This window comes from Lysinibacillus sp. UGB7 (assembly GCF_049058285.1).
In the GTDB taxonomy this organism is placed as follows: Bacteria; Bacillota; Bacilli; order Bacillales_A; family Planococcaceae; genus Lysinibacillus; species Lysinibacillus sphaericus_B.
This window is the reverse complement of sequence record NZ_JBMGUV010000032.1, coordinates 44,371-60,588: the sequence shown is the minus strand read 5'-3', so window position 1 is coordinate 60,588 and position 16,218 is coordinate 44,371. Positions and strand designations below refer to the sequence as shown.

Here is a 16,218-nt window from a genome sequence, read left to right as displayed (position 1 = left end):
TCCGCCGTAGTGGAAATCAACGACTTCATTTAGATACTTCAAACTCAATTTCTGAGTTATCGGAATGGTTGCTCGATAAATTATAAAAAGTTCTCGATAAATGGTGAAATTTATTCGATAAAAAGCAATATTTAAGCGATAACATACATAAGGCAATAGACGCTATGATACAGGGGTATATACGTGGTAGGGTATTTATCAAATGCTTTGCTCAAAAAATAAGCTGGATTTGATTGTTTTAGAAGGTTTTTTGAACACACTGTGAAATTATAGTGTTGAAAAAAGATTGTATGCTATGCTAAAACTATCTATTTGTCATGGAGGGTTTGTAGGGTGGTCAATACAGAGTGGTATTCGATTCGTACACTAACATTACCAGCAACGGCTATCGCTTTATTGGCCGCATTTTTCGTTGTATGGCTTGTTTTACGTTTGCAATTCTCAAAGCGATGGTCGGGGGTATATGCAGACGCATTCTTTACTTTTATTCTCGTCTGGAAATTCAGCCTAATTGTGACGGATTTTAAAGCAGTACTTGCACAACCATTAACACTTCTTTATTTTAATGGAGGAACATTTGGCATTTATTTAGGTGTTATTACTGTATTGGTTCAGCTTTTGTGGAAGCGACAAAAGTTACAATTTGATGCAGAAGGAGTAATGGCGAGCATTTGGGCAGTTATCTTAACGCAATCTATTTATCAATGGTTCGTGGTAATATTAAATGATAATTCATTTAATAGTGAAGTTATTACGTTAATAGTGCTAAGTATACTAACGCTTTTCATACTATGGAAAATAAAAGCCCTTCAAAGAGCCTTAATCATTTACACAGCTGGGTATCTACTTGTTGCTACGATTCAGCCACAAGGATTATGGCAACCAGCTGTTGGCGTGAGCGTCCTATTACTGATGTTAGGCCTAGGAATTCAACGAATAGGGGGAAAAAAATGAAAAAAAACATTGGGTTGCTTATTGTCGTGTTGTTAGTGGTCGCGATGATTGGTACATACGTCAAACAGCAAATTGATAAAGACCGTGAAATTGATGCGGCTTCACTAGGAAAAGAAACAGAGCAACGAGAAATTGGATTAAAAAAAGGGGACACACCACCTGATTTCACATTAACCAATTTAGATGGGGAAGAGGTCACTTTAAGCGACCTGCGTGGAAAAAAAGTGGTGCTTAATTTCTGGGCTACATGGTGTCCGCCTTGTAAGGCAGAAATGCCACATATGCAAAATTATTATGACCAATATGCCAAAAAGGAAAATGTAGAAATTTTGGCTGTTAATTTAACATCGGCGGAAAGAGATGTTACCGAAGATGCTAAAATTGATACAATCACTACGTTCAGGGATAGCTATGAATTAACATTTCCAATCTTACTTGATAAGGACAATGATGCTGGCATTGATTATCAAGTTATAACAATTCCTACAACCTATTTTATTGACTCAAATGGATATATACAGCGTACCATTCAAGGACCAATGGATATGGATATGCTAACGAACTATGTAGAAGCACTAGACTAATAAACTATAGAGGATGTCTCAAAAGGATAATATCTTTTGGGACATCTTTTAGTTTAAAAAGACCGCCGGAACAATAACGTTTGATGTCATTATTATCTAGTCTTTCGAAGCCGTTTTACTATCGTTCAAGAAAATAAAAGTTGCCACAAATGATTTTGAGGCAGCTTTATTTTGTATGTTTGAAAAAAAACATTCATACAGTAAAGAGACGGAGGAGGGAAGGTTTGCGCAAAATTACGGCAGGTGTCGGCGTACTTATCAGTAGTTTATTGGTAGGTAGTGGATTTTACTTTGACTGGTTTAATGGTGCGGAGAAAAAGGAGCAAGTTACAGAGGTCGAATCGATTAATGAAGCAATGCATTTAATTGAGGAACAATCCGTGTATAGTACAAAAAAGGATGCATTAGTAGAGGGGGCTCTGCGTGGCATGGCAGATGCGATAAAAGACCCTTATAGCACCTATTATTCGAAGGATGAGGCCGAGCAACATCGGCAAATGCTAGCTGAGGAAAGGGTCGGCATTGGAATTGAACTATCGGAAAACAAAGGGAAATTTATAGTGGTGTCCCCTGTTCGTTCGTCTCCTGCAGAAAAAGCAGGAATGCGTTCTCTCGATGAAATTGTACAAGTTGATGGCGTACGAGTAGATGGTAAGACGATGAGTGAATTAATGCAATTAATTCAAGGTGAAAAAGGTACAAAGCTTACCATAGTGGTCTATCGTCCAAGTGAAGATAAGCATATTAAAATGACCATGGAGCGAGCGGCAATTTCCAATAAAACTGTAGCAAGTGAAGTAGTGATGGTAGAAGATACTGCGATTGGCTATGTAGAAATCTCGCTATTTGGTGAGAAAACGGCCAATGAATGGGTTGCAGAAACGAGTAAATTACTACGCAAAGATATAGAGGGGCTTGTTGTTGATGTACGTGATAATCCGGGGGGTTATTTACATAGCGTGGCAGCGCTACTAAGTACGGTGTTAGAAAATGGTAAGGTGTTTGCGTATATGCAAAATGCTGAAGGTGCTATGGAACCATTAAAGACAGAATCGAAAAGCTTTGACGAAAAATATTTGCAGACGATGAATACAATACCGATTGTTATTTTACAAAATCAGGGAAGTGCATCAGCAAGTGAGGTACTAAGTGGAGCCTTAAAAAGCTGGGATCGTGCTTCAATTGTCGGGGTGAAAAGTTTTGGTAAAGGTACAGTACAGGAATCATGGGCTCTTTCAAATGGGGGCGAACTTAAATTATCAACGAATAAATGGTTGACACCCAAACGTGAATGGATTCATGGGCAAGGCATTGAAGCTGGTTTAGTCATAGAACAAAATGAATTATTTGCACTGCAATTGCATCCATTAACAGGGCAATTTAAAGTAGGGGATATGAGTGAAGAAATTGCTTATACACAAAAAGCCTTACAAAAGCTAGGGTATCAGATTGTTCGTCTAGACGGTTATTTAGATGAAGCAACAGACGAAGCGGTAAAGCTTTACCGTAAGCAGAAGAAGTTACCGAAATCAGACAACGATGTTTATATGGATACAGCCTTTTTCAATAGCCTGAATGAAACGTTAAAAAACTATAAAGAGGATCGCACAAATGATTTACAATTCCAGATGGCAACAAGCTTTTTATTGCATAACATTGAACAATAGCCACTATACATCTAGTAAATATGACGGGAATACAAAGCTTTCTACTAGTTTGTACTACGCAAGAGAGTGGTCCTTTGATACAATGAATTCATAGTAATCGAGATAGAAATGGCGGGTGTCTGTATGGCGAGTAGTATTTTAATAGAATTTGTAACAGCGATTGGCCGCTTTTTACTGAACCCAGTACTATATATAGCAATTTTATTCGCTATTTTATTAGGATATAGTCGCGTGAAGCAGGAGCGTAAATTTTTTAATAGACGTATTATTTGGGGCTGGACAGAGTTAGTAGGGCAATGGAAACGTGGATGGCCTTATGCACTAATCATTTCAATTATAAGTGTTGGGGTGGGTTTGACCGTACCAAAAACATTTTTACTTGTGTTGGTTGCATTCTCTACACTGGCGCTCTTGCTGTTTTTCATTAATTCACTGTCACCAATTTATACAATGGGGTTCGCAACACTAGCAACATGGGCTATGTATCATTATAATTGGTCGTTTTCATGGTGGAAAGTTTCGTTAGTAGGTACAGATTTATTTGAAGGCGCGATTGTAACAATCACTATTATAACTGGATTGTGTGTGATTGCTGAAGGTATGCTGATTCGTCGAACTTCAACAATGGTGACTACACCACGTGTTGAAAAAACGAAGCGCGGTATGCAGGCTATTGTGTATCGCACGAGAAACATTTGGGTACTACCAATATTCTTTATAATGCCTGGAGATATGATTTCGTCAGTCTTTCCATACTGGCCACAATTCACATTGGGAGAAAGGTCATTTGCATTTATCCTATTTCCTGTAGTAATCGGATTTGCTAAGCTTTCAAGAAAAGAATTACCCGTTTTACAATTACCGAAAATTGGCCGTTCCGTATTATTATTAGGGCAACTGATATTAATAGGCGGACTTGCATCATTCATCGAGCCACTCATAGGCTTTATAACGCTTGCAGTAGGCGTAATCATTCGTCTTATTATTGCAATATACTATGCGATGCAGGACAAGACGGAAATTTATGCGGTTGCACCGAGTTCTAAAGGGGCAGTTATTGCGGCAGTTTTACCGCATTCACCAGCAGAGAAAATGGGTTTACTTGCAGGGGAATGTATTCGGAAAGTAAATGGCCACCCAATCTACACAGAAAGCGAATTATATGAGGCTTTACAATTAAATGCTGCTCATTGTCGATTAGAGGTACTTGATCGTAACAATGAAATCCGTCTAACACAGCACGTAATTTACAGCAATGATCATTATCGTATTGGATTATTGTTAGCGGAGCAGAGGGATGTATGATCGATGTTTTTGGAAAAATGATGTTGGCATTATTTGTACCTGCATTATTAGTGTTATTGTTTACACGAATTACGTATAATCGCTACGTGGCCCTTTTATTAGCAATTGCCCTCATTGCCGCATCGGTTTATGCAGGCTATACTTCGCCACCAATTATTTTCGTAGTAGATGCTTTTTCGTTAACAGTAGGTTTTTGGCTCGCAAGTCGCATGCAAAAAAAATAGGCTCATCACCAAAAGTTGGGGATGACATTTGTTATAAGGTATGTCATTTATACCGCATTAACTAGGTGGTGGATACACTGACCGTAAAAGCCCGACTGATTGAAGTTTCACTTTATATTAGTTGATTGGAGTGGAGGCTGGGCGACTCTTTGGGGATCAGCGTCACAGATGAGACCCTGGAGCGAGCCACGTAGAGGAACGAAGGCTAAAAGCATCACGTCCTGTGATAACGCCTTCGTGACCAACATCCTATTGCCCTAAGCAGCTCATTGGACGCCCACAGGAAAGCCCAGCCGGAACGGAAATCAACCCCACGTTATGGTGATGAGCCAAAAAAAGGTACTTAGCAGACAAAAATCTGCCAAGTACCTTTTTACATGAAAAATCTTACCGCTGCCATAATAACGACCCCTGTAACAACCGTAATGGACAAACTTTTTGTGACAAGTGCAATAATAAGTGTTGGCACAAATGTAATAAATACAGGCCAATCGAGTGTAACGAAACTTTTGCTTTCCGTGTCCAGCAAATTTTCGAAGACAAGGGCACTTAAAATACAAACAGGGATGAAGCTAAGCCATTTTAATACAACCTCAGGCAACTTCACACTGCGTACGAACATAAATGGAATAATACGTGGCAGCCAGGTTACTAGCGCACACCCGATAATAAGCCACACCATTGAAGCTGTTGTTGTCATTTATCTGTCACCACCCCAATTGTTGCTACAATGATTGTTGCTAGAAGCACAGCAACGTGAGAAGGTACTATATAGGATAAGCCATACATACAAACAGCCATATATCCAATTAACATCAAGTAGTGCATAATCTTCGTTTTATTGACACTACTAAGCTGTAGAACAAGTAAAGCGACAAACATGCCAATCAATGCAAAGTCTAGGCCCCATTTTTCAGGATTTGCTACCCATTGCCCTAAAAAGGCACCCGTTACACAGGACAAAATCCAAAATAAATAGGCGGTTATATTTAAGCCATCCATCCATTTTCCATATAACTTGCCGTTTTGCATTTGTTTCGTGACAGCCACACCAAATGTTTCATCAGTTAATAAAGTACCGAATCCAACATTTCGTAACATAGAATAACGTGTAAAATGAGGCGCTAAAGTTAAACTCATTAATAAATGGCGTAAATTTACGACAAATATGGTTACAATGATGGCAGAGGCAGGACTACTAGTTAACAGCAAGGCACAAAAAATAAATTGTGCAGAACCAGCATAAACGAGTATTGTTAATAGTGCGATTTCAAGTACAGACAAGCCTGAAGCGGAACCTACAACACCGAAAGCAAGTCCTATACTAATATAGCCGAGTAAGGTAGGAACACAGTCCTTGACTCCTTGGAAAAAGCTGTTGTCTGTTGAGATTGTGGGTTTATCGTGAAGTTCTGTCGTACTTGTCATAAATAGATCATCCTTTCGAAAAAAATTCCATGTATACTAATAATGGAATGGTGAAATAATTTGATAGTTCTGATATGTCTATTAAAGTATACATATGTCTTATAAAATAAACAATAGGAAATGGTGAGTTAAGTTGGAACAAATGAGTCGAAATTTAGCTTTTCAACTAAAAAAAATACGGCAACAAAGAAGTTTGAGCCTAGACGATGTTGCCAAAGCAACGGGGGTTAGTAAGGCGCAACTTGCCCAAATTGAAAAAGGTGAATCCAATCCAACTGTATCAACTATTTGGAAAATAGCTGCGGGCTTACGGATTTCATTTTCTTCATTATTGCAACCTCCAACTGCCCATTTTATGAAATTTAGTAGTAAGGATGCGCCACATGTCGATGAGGATGAAGGACGCTATCGTGTGTACTCCATTATTCCTTACGATCCAGAGCGAGGCTGGGAGTTCTACAAGATTGAAATGGAACCCGGAGCTTGCAGTAGGAGTGAAGCGCACACAGAAGGGGTAGAGGAAACAGTAACAGTTATCCAAGGACAAGCTGTTATTTCTGCTGGAGAAATGCATGAACAATTAGTAGAAGGGGATACACTGGTATTCTCGGGGCATCAACTACACGAATATAAAAATACGTCGGAAGAACTGACAATTTTACATTTAATTTTGCAATACAAATAGAGGTGTCTATATTGAATGAATGGTTTACTGTAGAAAATATTGAGCATGTTGCAGCCGAATATCGAACATTTGGTCCGCTGATTGGTTTGTTATTGCCCTTTATAGAGGCATTCTTACCGTTTTTACCATTGGTCGTGTTTGTTGTAGCAAATGCAAGTGCGTTTGGCTTATGGTTAGGTTTTTTAATGTCGTGGCTTGGCTCAGTGGCCGGCTCGTATGTAGTTTTTTTGCTCGTCCGTCATTTTGGTAAGCATCCAAAGCTCCGTTTTGTAACGGGCAGTAAAAAGGTAGAAAAACTGATTCAATGGGTAGATATGAATGGGATTAGCCCGTTGTTTGTATTGCTGTGTTTTCCTTTTACACCTTCTGTTATTGTCAATATAGTAGCCGGATTATCTCACATTCATAAAAAGTTTTACTTAGTAGTGCTGTTAGCAGGTAAATTCGTCATGATTTTAGGAATGAGTGTGCTTGGCTATGATTTGAAATCGTTATTGACAAGTCCTGTACGACTAATAATTGCTGGAGTTGCGATTATCGTGCTATGGTGGATTGGAAAGCTGATTGAGAAGCGATTGAATGCTCGTGTGGAAAGAGATTTGAAGCAAATGCGAAAATTGCCGAAAAATGATAACCATGCCAGTTGAATATACACATCTAGGCCCTTGTATCATGTAAAATGGTAGAAGGGACTTTTTTAATTTTTAATAATATAGCCTTAAATCGGTGTCATGAACATTGAAGCGACAGCTATATAAAAACCAAGACATCGTTAATTTTTATCATAAAGCAGGGGGAAAAGTGAATGACATTGCGTATTGTTTCAGGGCGTGCTGGTACAGGAAAATCAGCGTTTATTCATAAGGAGATTGTTGAGCAGTTAACTACAGATCCGTTAGGGTATCCGATTTTTATTATTGTACCTGACCAAATGTCTTATACAACGGAGTATGAGCTCACGAATAAGCATGGCTTACAGGGGTTAATTCGGGCGCAAGTTATGACCTTTAAACGTTTGGCATGGCTCGTACTACAGGAAACAGGTGGTATTGCTCGTAAAGAGGTAAACGGCTACGGCTATCGGATGCTCATTCGCAAACTACTAGAGGAGCAAAAAAATGAATTCTCGTTATTTCGACAAGCTGCAGGGAAGCGGGGCTTTACGGAGGAAATTGAAACATTACTACGTGAATTTAGCCGCTATAGTGTGAATAGTACAGTGTTGTCTGAAGTGGCTACGTCTTTAAAGGCCATTGACGCACCGAATACATTACAGGCAAAAACCAATGACCTGCAAATTGTATTACAGGCTTTAGAGGATCGACTTGGCACGACTTATGTCGATAGTGAAGGGTATTATCCAATTTTAACGGAACAACTGAAACATTCAGAGACAATGAATCAAGCAACGATTTATATAGATGGCTTTACAGCATTTACGGTAAGAGAGTTAGAGCTTGTGAAGGAACTGCTCAAGGTGACAAAGCACGTAACAGTTGTGCTACCCTTTGACCATATTGAGGAAGCGAAAGATGAGCAGGCACTATTTAATGAAGCAGCGACAACAAATCAACGCCTACTTGACATTGCACAAGAGGAAGGGATTGAGGTCGAAGCACCATTGCATTTTATTAAAACGCATCGTTTCCACTCCGAAGATTTGCGTCATGTGGAAGCAGGATTTACAGATATGGTACCACATACGAAAAAAACACATGGAGATGTAATGGTCTTAGAGGCTTCAAATCGTCGTGCTGAAGTCCATGCCATTGCCCGGGAAATAACAAAATTGACAAGGCAGGAAGGCTACCGTTACAAGGACATTGTTCTGCTTTATCGACAGGCCGATGTATATGATCCATTGATTTCAGCAATTTTCCAGCAATATGATATTCCGATATTTACGAATACCAAAAAGACAATGCTGCATCATCCTTTGATTGAATTTAGTCGTTCAGCTTTAGAGGTTGTTACATCTAATTGGAAATACGAACCTATTTTTCGAAGTGTGAAAACAGATTTATTTTTCCCGTTATATGCTGAGCGAAGTGTGTGGCGTGAACGTGCGGATCGTTTAGAGAATTACTGTTTGGCACAGGGGATTTACGGCGAACGCTGGTTTGAAGAATCTCGCTGGTTTTATAAAAAATATCGAGGTCTTGAATTCCATTCGCGCATACAAACCGACGAAGAGCGTGCGATGCAGGCAGAAATCGAGGCAATTCGTGATGATATACGACAACCATTAAAAATTTTTCAAGACAAGCTAATACTAGCGAAAACAGGAAGAGAGGTTGCAACGGCATTATTTGAGCTGATTGAAGATGTCCAAGTATATGACAAGCTCCAGTCTATGAAGGACAAAGAACTAGACAGAGGAGATGCACTTGCTGCAAGTGAGCATAATCAAGCTTGGAATGAATGGGTTGTAGTGTTGGATCAGTTTGTTTACATGTTCGGCGAGCAGGAAATGTCTGTCGAAGAAGCAGCAAAGATTTTAGATGAAGGCTTTGATACTTTAGAATTTTCGCGTATACCCCCTACACTTGATGAGGTGATGGTGGCAACAGTCGATTTAGCACGATTATCAGACGTTAAGATTGCTTTTGTTGTCGGCATGAATGATGGCATTTACCCAACAAGATTGGATTATGAAGGCTTACTGTCCGATACTGAACGAGAATGGTTCACTCAGATTGGCTATGAACTTGCACCAACTTCAAAAAACCGTTTATTGCAGGAGAATTTCCTATTATATCGCGCGTTGACAACACCTTCGGACAAGCTATATATGACTTATCCAACGGCAGATGAAGAAGGCAAGGCATTATTATCATCGTTGTATATCAAAAAAATTATCGGCAATGACAAAACAGCAGGTCTATTAAGTGGTGTAAGGGTCCAACGTGTCGTCATAGATCCAATAGAATTATTAGATGACAATGTGCTGCCTTATTTACGTCATCCTCGAACGGCATTAGCCCATTTAATGGTCCAACTACGTCAAGCTGAACATAGTCGTGAACTTGAACCAGAATGGCTAGCTTTACAGAAATTTTATGAGCAGGATCCGTACTGGTCATTAATATTAGAGCGAGTTATGCAACCAATCTCACATAAGAATGAAGCAGAGCCATTAGAAACGTATATCACCCAAGAGCTATACGGCAAACGATTAACATCGAGTGTGTCGCGAGTGGAGAAATATTTTCGCTGTCCATTTTCACATTTCACAACGTACGGCTTGCGTTTAGAGGAACGTGCTGAGTATCGATTAGAAACATTTGCAATGGGCGATTTATTCCACGAGGCATTAAAATGGATAACAGAGGAGACACATCGTCAACAGCTGTCATGGATTCGTTTAACAAGACAGCAAATTCAGCAGTTAGCTAGACAGGCTGTTGAACAAATTGTACCAGTATTTTCACATCAAATCTTATTGTCCAGTGCGCGTTACCGTTACATTCAGCGCAAGCTTATTCGTATTGTGGAACGCACAATGACCGCACTTACCCAGCATGCCAATGTCTCCCATTTTAAACCGATTGCCATTGAAGCATCATTTGGGCCAGGGCAACATGAACAGTTACCCGCGCTTGAAATTGATTTAGCAGGTGGAAAGAAAATGTTTATGCGGGGACGTATTGATAGGGTAGATAGTGCATCATTTGATGATCGCTCCTATTTACGGATTGTCGATTATAAGTCGTCCAGTCGGGATTTAGATTTAAACGAGGTGTATCATGGGTTGTCATTGCAATTATTGACATATCTAGATGTAGCGATGGAAAATGCCTCATACTGGCTACCAGGAGATGCTGAACCAGCGGGCGTATTATATGTCCACGTCCACAATCCGATGTTAAAGCTCGATAAGGATTTGAGCCATAGTGAAATTGAGGAAGATCGTTTAAAGCAATACAAAATGAAGGGCCTTTTAACAGAAAATCCACAAGCGATTTTATCAATGGACGAACAGCTTGAAGAAGCTAGTGGACATTCACAAATTATCCCAGTCTATATGAAAAAAGACGGTACCCCGTCAGAATCACAATCGCGTATTGTGCCTGTGAATGACATGAAAAATATCCAGCATTTTGTGCGTCGTAAGCATCAAGAGGCAGGAAATGGCATTTTAGCTGGTGACACGGCGATTAGTCCGTATAAATTAAAATCAAAAACGGCATGTGATTATTGTCAATTTGCATCTGTCTGTCAATTTGACACGTCTGATGGTAAGCAAAGTTATCGTCAGTTACCTCAGGCAAAGCCGATAGAGGTCGTAGAGAAAATTCGTAAGGAGTTGAATTAAGATGGTGCAGCAAATACCAGTGAAGCCAGAGAATGTCACTTGGACAGACGCTCAATGGAATGCGATTTATGCAAGTGGACAGGATACACTTGTGTCAGCGGCAGCTGGTTCTGGCAAAACAGCGGTACTGATTAATCGCATGATTGAAAAAGTGGTAGCGAACGACAATCCTATCAATGTTGATGAACTGCTCGTCGTGACGTTTACAAATGCTTCCGCTGCTGAAATGCGTCATCGTATGGGTGAGGCATTAGAAAAGGCGATAACAGAAAATCCGACGTCACAACATTTGCGACGACAGTTAAGCTTGGTCAATAAGGCACAAATTTCGACGCTCCATTCTTTTTGTTTAGCCATTGTGAAACAATATGCGTACATGTTAGATATTGATCCGGGCTTCCGTATTGCGAATGAGGCAGAGATAGCATTACTTCGAGATGATATCTTGGCAGATGTGTTAGAAGCTGCATACGATGTTGAAGACGAAGCACAAGTCCAAGCAATCTATCGCCTTGTTGATAGTTTTACATCAGATCGTGATGATCAGGCTATTGAAACACTGATGAGCAAGCTTTATGATACATCTCGTGTTCATGCCGAGCCACAAAAATGGCTAAGCAGTCTACCACAGGCATATGAGCTAGCAGGTGATGTCACGATTGACGATTTAGAGTTATCCATTTATGTAAAACTAACTGTGAAACATAGCCTAGAGGAAGCTTTTGTCTTACTTTCTGAAATGCGTGCGATTACGTTGCAGCCAGAAGGACCTGCACCGTATGCTGAAACCGCAGAAATTGATTTTGCGATGATTCAAGAGGGAATTCGCATCAGTCGTGAAGGAACGTGGCAGGAATTATTTGATTACTTTTCGACCGTCAAGTGGTCGACATTAAAGCGAGTGGCGAAGGATGCTTTAGTCGATGTGGATTTACAAGAACTTGCCAAGAAAAAGCGTGATGCAGCCAAAAAAATTATAAATAAACTTAAAGAAACATACTTTGTGCGTACACCTGCACGGTTGCTTGAAGAAATTTGTCTCATGGCACCTACCATTGCCACATTGGTTGAGTTGACAAAAGTGTTTAGTGAGCAATTCCGTATGGCAAAGTTAGAACGGGGAATTATTGATTTTTCTGACTTAGAGCATTTTGCATTACAAATACTAACAGAAAATGTAGATGGAACACTACAGCCATCTCCTGTTGCATTAGATTTAAAAAAACGTTTTAAAGAAGTGCTAGTCGATGAATATCAAGATACCAATATGTTACAAGAAACAATTTTACAACTAGTGAAAACCGGCGATGAGTTAGACGGCAATCTTTTTATGGTGGGTGACGTTAAGCAAAGTATTTACCGCTTCCGCCTAGCAGAGCCAAAACTCTTTATGAGAAAATATGGTGAGTTTATTGAGCAACCTGATGGGACAGGTATGCGCATTGATTTAAATGCTAATTTTCGTAGTCGCAAGGAAGTGCTGAACGCAACAAACTTTGTTTTTGCACAAATTATGGGAATACGTGTTGGAGAAATACATTATGATGAAAATGCCTCGTTAAAGCCTGCAGCACCATATGATGAAAAGGAAGTCCCGGTTGAGTTGGTTGTGTTACATCCACCGCTAGAAGAGGAAATCGACGACGAAGTAGAGGACCTAGTCAGCGAAGCATCTGAACTAGAAGAACTAAAGAAATCGCAGTATGAGGCGCGCTTTATAATTGAACGCATAAAGCAAATGATGGAAGACGGCACAACTGTATACGACACAAAAACGAAGTCAGAACGTCCGTTAAAATATAGTGATATTGTTATATTAATGCGCTCAATGACCTGGTCGACGGATTTAGTGGAGGAATTTAAACTTGCAGGCATTCCCCTCTATGCAGAATCATCAAAGGGCTACTTCGATGCGCTTGAGGTTATGATTATACTCAATACATTGAAGATAGTAGATAACCCCTATCAAGATATTCCTTTAGCCTCCGTATTACGTGCACCATTCGTTGGCTTAACGGAAAATGAGCTAGCGAAAATTCGTTTGGCAGAGTCCAAAGCGCCTTTTTATGACGCTTTGAGACAGTTCATTCGCAGTGAAGGTCATGGCGTGCAATCAACCACGTTTGAAAAGCTACAACGTTTTATGCTGGCATTTGAAAATTGGCGTGATTTAGCACGTCGTGGTTCGCTGTCAGATTTAATTTGGAAGATTTACTTGGATACGCATTATTATGAAATGGTTGGGGCCATGCCTAATGGCAAGCAGCGTCAAGCGAATTTACGTGTCTTACATGACCGTGCATTAATGTATGAGAAAACGGCATTTCGAGGACTATTCCGCTTCTTGCGTTTTATTGACCGCATGCGCACACGCGGCGATGATTTAGGGACAGCTAAATCTATTGGTGAAAAGGATGACGTCGTGCGCCTTGTGACAATTCACTCATCCAAAGGACTTGAGTTCCCGGTCGTTTTTGCCGCTGGTATGGGCCGTCCATTTAATAAAATGGATTTCCACAATCCATATTTATTTGACCAAGATTTTGGACTTGCTGTTAAAGCGATTGATCCAGAAGATCGTATTACTTATACCTCGCTACCGTTTTTAGCGATGAAGGAGAAAAAAGAGCTTGAAATGCGCGCTGAGGAAATGCGTGTGCTGTATGTAGCCATGACACGTGCGAAGGAACGACTGATTTTAGTTGGCTCCGTAAAAAATTGGGAGAAAACGCTCGACAAGTGGCAGGACGCACAAACTTTGCCAGTAGATGAACCTTTGCAGGAATATTTACGTGCTCGTGCAAATAGTTATTTTGACTGGTTAGGACCTGCAGTGGCAAGACATGCAGATTTTGGCCCACTCTCTACAACGATGTATAAAGAGCGAGAGGATGCATCACATTGGTGGGTACGAGCTATCGAAACAAGTTGTTATATGTATGAGACTTTCGCTCTGGAAGATGGAGCACAGCACATGATAACAACATCAGAGGATACAGCATTGCTCACAGAAATTGCCACTCGCTTCCAGGCACAGTACCCTTTCCAAAGTTCTACAAAAAAACACTCGAAAACATCCGTTAGTGACATTAAACGCTTAGAAAATTTACAGCGTCAAGCAGAGCCTGAGTACTTTTTTACAGTACCAAATAAGCAACAATCTGCGCTTGCACCGAGACCAACCTTTTTACAGGAAAAACAGATGACTGGCGCAGAAATTGGCACAGCTGTCCACGCAGTCATGCAACATGTACCACAGTACGGTTTTACGAATTTGCAGGAGGTCGAAAGCTTTGTTGCTGATTTAGTGGCAAGACAGCTCTTAACAGAGGCTGAGGCTAAGGTCGTCCCATCTGCGAAAATTTTGAAGTTCTTTACAACAGACATTGGACAACGTTTTAAAAATGCGAAGCAACTTCGTAGGGAATTGCCGTTCACAATTAGTCGCGTGGATGAGGACGGTGATGCGCAAATCGTCCAAGGGATTATCGATTGCTTGTTCGAGGATGCAAACGGTGAATGGGTTTTGCTTGATTATAAGACCGACCGTATTCAATCCCATTTTGCGGAGGAACCAGCATTATCGAAGGAACTATTAGGGCGCTATGGTGTACAATTACGCGTTTATAGTGAAGCGATTGAATCTATTTTGCATATAAAAGTGGGCGACAAAGTGTTGTACTTATTCGACATTGAAAAAGCATTACACGTATAAGGCAACCTTCCCAAGATAAAAACAGTCCATTATAAAAAAGTAATGGGCTGTTTTTTCACTATAGCGTAATATTAAGGGAAGTGTGTTTGAAAGAGGAGGCAATTTTGTGGATTTAAAACCAACAATGTTGCAAGAACGTATCGCAACATTAGATATTTTACGTGGGTTTAGCTTACTAGGTATTTTGCTCGTAAATATGTATGCCTTTTATTTGCCAATGCCACACATTGATTTGGGGTCGTGGTTTACGACACCTTCTGATATGGTTTGGCAACAAAATCTAGATATTTACGTTCAGAGTAGCATTTACCCATTGTTTGCTATGCTGTTTGGCTATGGTCTAGCCATGCAATGGCAGAAAGCACAAAGCCGTGAGCAAAACTTTTATGGTACGAGCTTACGACGATTAGTTGTATTATTTATGTTCGGTCTTGTGCATGCTGTACTGATTTGGTGGGGCGATATATTAATGACATATGCATTTTGTGGCGTCTTTTTATTGTTATTACTTCGTCTGCATCCCATGTGGTTATTGTCTATCGGAATAATTATTAACGGTTTCATGCATGTTTTTATGTTGTTTATAGTAGGCTATATAAACTTTAATACGAAAATCGATACGTATTTAAATATTACTGCGGTTGAAAAAGCGATAACTGCTTATGGTGCAGGTAATTGGTTAGATGCTTTTATGCAACGACTATCAGACCTATCCGTACAGGCTGGGGTTGGCATGTGGATTGCCTCATTATTTACCATTTTACCGTATATGCTTATTGGAGCGGCTGCTTCTAAATGGCATTTAGTAGAGCGTGCAAAGGAGCTAAAATGGCTCTGGCTGGCATTAGCGATAGCAGGACTGGCCATTGGTATTTTTGTGAAGAGCATGCCTATTCTCCACACTCGTACGTATTTACTGGACTATATAAAAGTGTATATGGGTGGGCCGATTTTGTCGGTTGGTTATATTGGATTGATTGTATTACTTTGCATGATTCCGCTTGTACCAAAGTTGCTTAGTCCATTTGCCAAAATTGGTCGCATGTCGTTAACTATGTACATATTACAATCCATTATTGGGACATGTTTATTTTATCAATTTGGATTTGGTTGGTATGGCAAGGTCAGTGTCGCAACAGGTGTGTTAATCGCAATCGGCATAATTGTTGTTCAAATGGTTTTAGCTGAAATCTGGCTATCAAAATGGAAGCAGGGTCCGTTAGAAGCAATTTGGCGTAAAATAACGTATAAAGTGAAGCCGGGGGACACCAATTAGTTACGATTTTTATGCAGTGAAAAAATGTTATCGCAAAATTAAGGTAATTTAGATCATATTGTTGT

General features: G+C 40.0%; 12 protein-coding genes. 10 read left to right on the top strand and 2 right to left on the bottom strand.

The window, feature by feature from the left end; translation table 11 throughout:
* Positions 1-333: 333 nt before the first annotated feature.
* The 5 genes from ACOMCU_RS22355 (at position 334) to ACOMCU_RS22335 (ending at position 4,734) form a co-directional block, all read left to right on the top strand.
* Positions 334-954 carry a hypothetical protein gene (locus tag ACOMCU_RS22355; protein WP_421051430.1) on the top strand — a complete coding sequence of 207 codons (621 nt, stop codon included), beginning with the start codon at positions 334-336 and terminating at the stop codon, positions 952-954.
* Positions 951-1,538: a redoxin domain-containing protein gene (locus tag ACOMCU_RS22350; RefSeq protein WP_010858079.1), complete on the top strand. Its 588-nt coding sequence runs from the start codon at positions 951-953 to the stop codon at positions 1,536-1,538. The genes ACOMCU_RS22355 and ACOMCU_RS22350 overlap by 4 nt, the downstream gene beginning before the upstream one ends.
* 224 nt (positions 1,539-1,762) lie before the next feature.
* Positions 1,763-3,205, top strand: a complete 1,443-nt coding sequence (locus ACOMCU_RS22345) for a S41 family peptidase (RefSeq protein WP_421051429.1) — start codon at positions 1,763-1,765, stop codon at positions 3,203-3,205.
* A 123-nt stretch (positions 3,206-3,328) separates the two neighbouring features.
* The gene (locus ACOMCU_RS22340; protein WP_421051428.1) at positions 3,329-4,510 is read left to right on the top strand and encodes a PDZ domain-containing protein; all 1,182 of its coding nucleotides are present in this window, start codon (positions 3,329-3,331) and stop codon (positions 4,508-4,510) included.
* A complete protein-coding gene (locus tag ACOMCU_RS22335; protein WP_036131113.1) occupies positions 4,510-4,734 on the top strand; it encodes a DUF2198 family protein in 225 nt (74 codons plus the stop codon). The genes ACOMCU_RS22340 and ACOMCU_RS22335 overlap by 1 nt, the downstream gene beginning before the upstream one ends.
* Positions 4,735-5,107: 373 nt before the next feature.
* Here ACOMCU_RS22335 and ACOMCU_RS22330 read toward each other — a convergent pair whose 3' ends face one another.
* Entirely contained in the window at positions 5,108-5,434 is a 327-nt protein-coding gene (locus ACOMCU_RS22330; RefSeq protein ID WP_421051427.1) for an AzlD domain-containing protein, read from the bottom strand.
* Entirely contained in the window at positions 5,431-6,162 is a 732-nt protein-coding gene (locus ACOMCU_RS22325; protein WP_010858084.1) for an AzlC family ABC transporter permease, read from the bottom strand. The genes ACOMCU_RS22330 and ACOMCU_RS22325 overlap by 4 nt, the downstream gene beginning before the upstream one ends.
* A gap of 133 nt (positions 6,163-6,295) precedes the next feature.
* Here ACOMCU_RS22325 and ACOMCU_RS22320 point away from each other — a divergent pair, with 133 nt between their 5' ends.
* The 5 genes from ACOMCU_RS22320 to ACOMCU_RS22300 all read left to right on the top strand — a co-directional run bounded on the left by ACOMCU_RS22320 (position 6,296) and on the right by ACOMCU_RS22300 (position 16,153).
* On the top strand, positions 6,296-6,847 hold the full coding sequence (locus ACOMCU_RS22320) for an XRE family transcriptional regulator (protein WP_219361450.1): 552 nt from the start codon (positions 6,296-6,298) through the stop codon (positions 6,845-6,847).
* Between the two features lie 11 nt (positions 6,848-6,858).
* Positions 6,859-7,494, top strand: coding sequence for a TVP38/TMEM64 family protein (locus ACOMCU_RS22315; RefSeq protein ID WP_010858086.1), 636 nt, complete (start codon positions 6,859-6,861; stop codon positions 7,492-7,494).
* A 158-nt stretch (positions 7,495-7,652) separates the two neighbouring features.
* Positions 7,653-11,162, top strand: coding sequence for a helicase-exonuclease AddAB subunit AddB (addB, locus tag ACOMCU_RS22310; protein ID WP_421051426.1), 3,510 nt, complete (start codon positions 7,653-7,655; stop codon positions 11,160-11,162).
* Between the two features lies 1 nt (position 11,163).
* Entirely contained in the window at positions 11,164-14,877 is a 3,714-nt protein-coding gene (addA, locus tag ACOMCU_RS22305; protein ID WP_421051425.1) for a helicase-exonuclease AddAB subunit AddA, read from the top strand.
* 106 nt (positions 14,878-14,983) lie between these two features.
* Positions 14,984-16,153: a DUF418 domain-containing protein gene (locus ACOMCU_RS22300; RefSeq protein ID WP_010858089.1), complete on the top strand. Its 1,170-nt coding sequence runs from the start codon at positions 14,984-14,986 to the stop codon at positions 16,151-16,153.
* The last annotated feature ends 65 nt before the right edge of the window (positions 16,154-16,218 follow it).

Bases quoted from the DNA above. Each gene is read 5' to 3' on its own strand.
- ACOMCU_RS22350 (WP_010858079.1), top strand. From the start codon at position 951: ATGAAAAAAAACATTGGGTTGCTTATTGTCGTGTTGTTAGTGGTCGCG.
- ACOMCU_RS22340 (WP_421051428.1), top strand. From the start codon at position 3,329: ATGGCGAGTAGTATTTTAATAGAATTTGTAACAGCGATTGGCCGCTTT.
- ACOMCU_RS22330 (WP_421051427.1), bottom strand. From the start codon at position 5,434: ATGACAACAACAGCTTCAATGGTGTGGCTTATTATCGGGTGTGCGCTA.
- ACOMCU_RS22325 (WP_010858084.1), bottom strand. From the start codon at position 6,162: ATGACAAGTACGACAGAACTTCACGATAAACCCACAATCTCAACAGAC.
- addB (WP_421051426.1), top strand. From the start codon at position 7,653: ATGACATTGCGTATTGTTTCAGGGCGTGCTGGTACAGGAAAATCAGCG.
- addA (WP_421051425.1), top strand. From the start codon at position 11,164: ATGGTGCAGCAAATACCAGTGAAGCCAGAGAATGTCACTTGGACAGAC.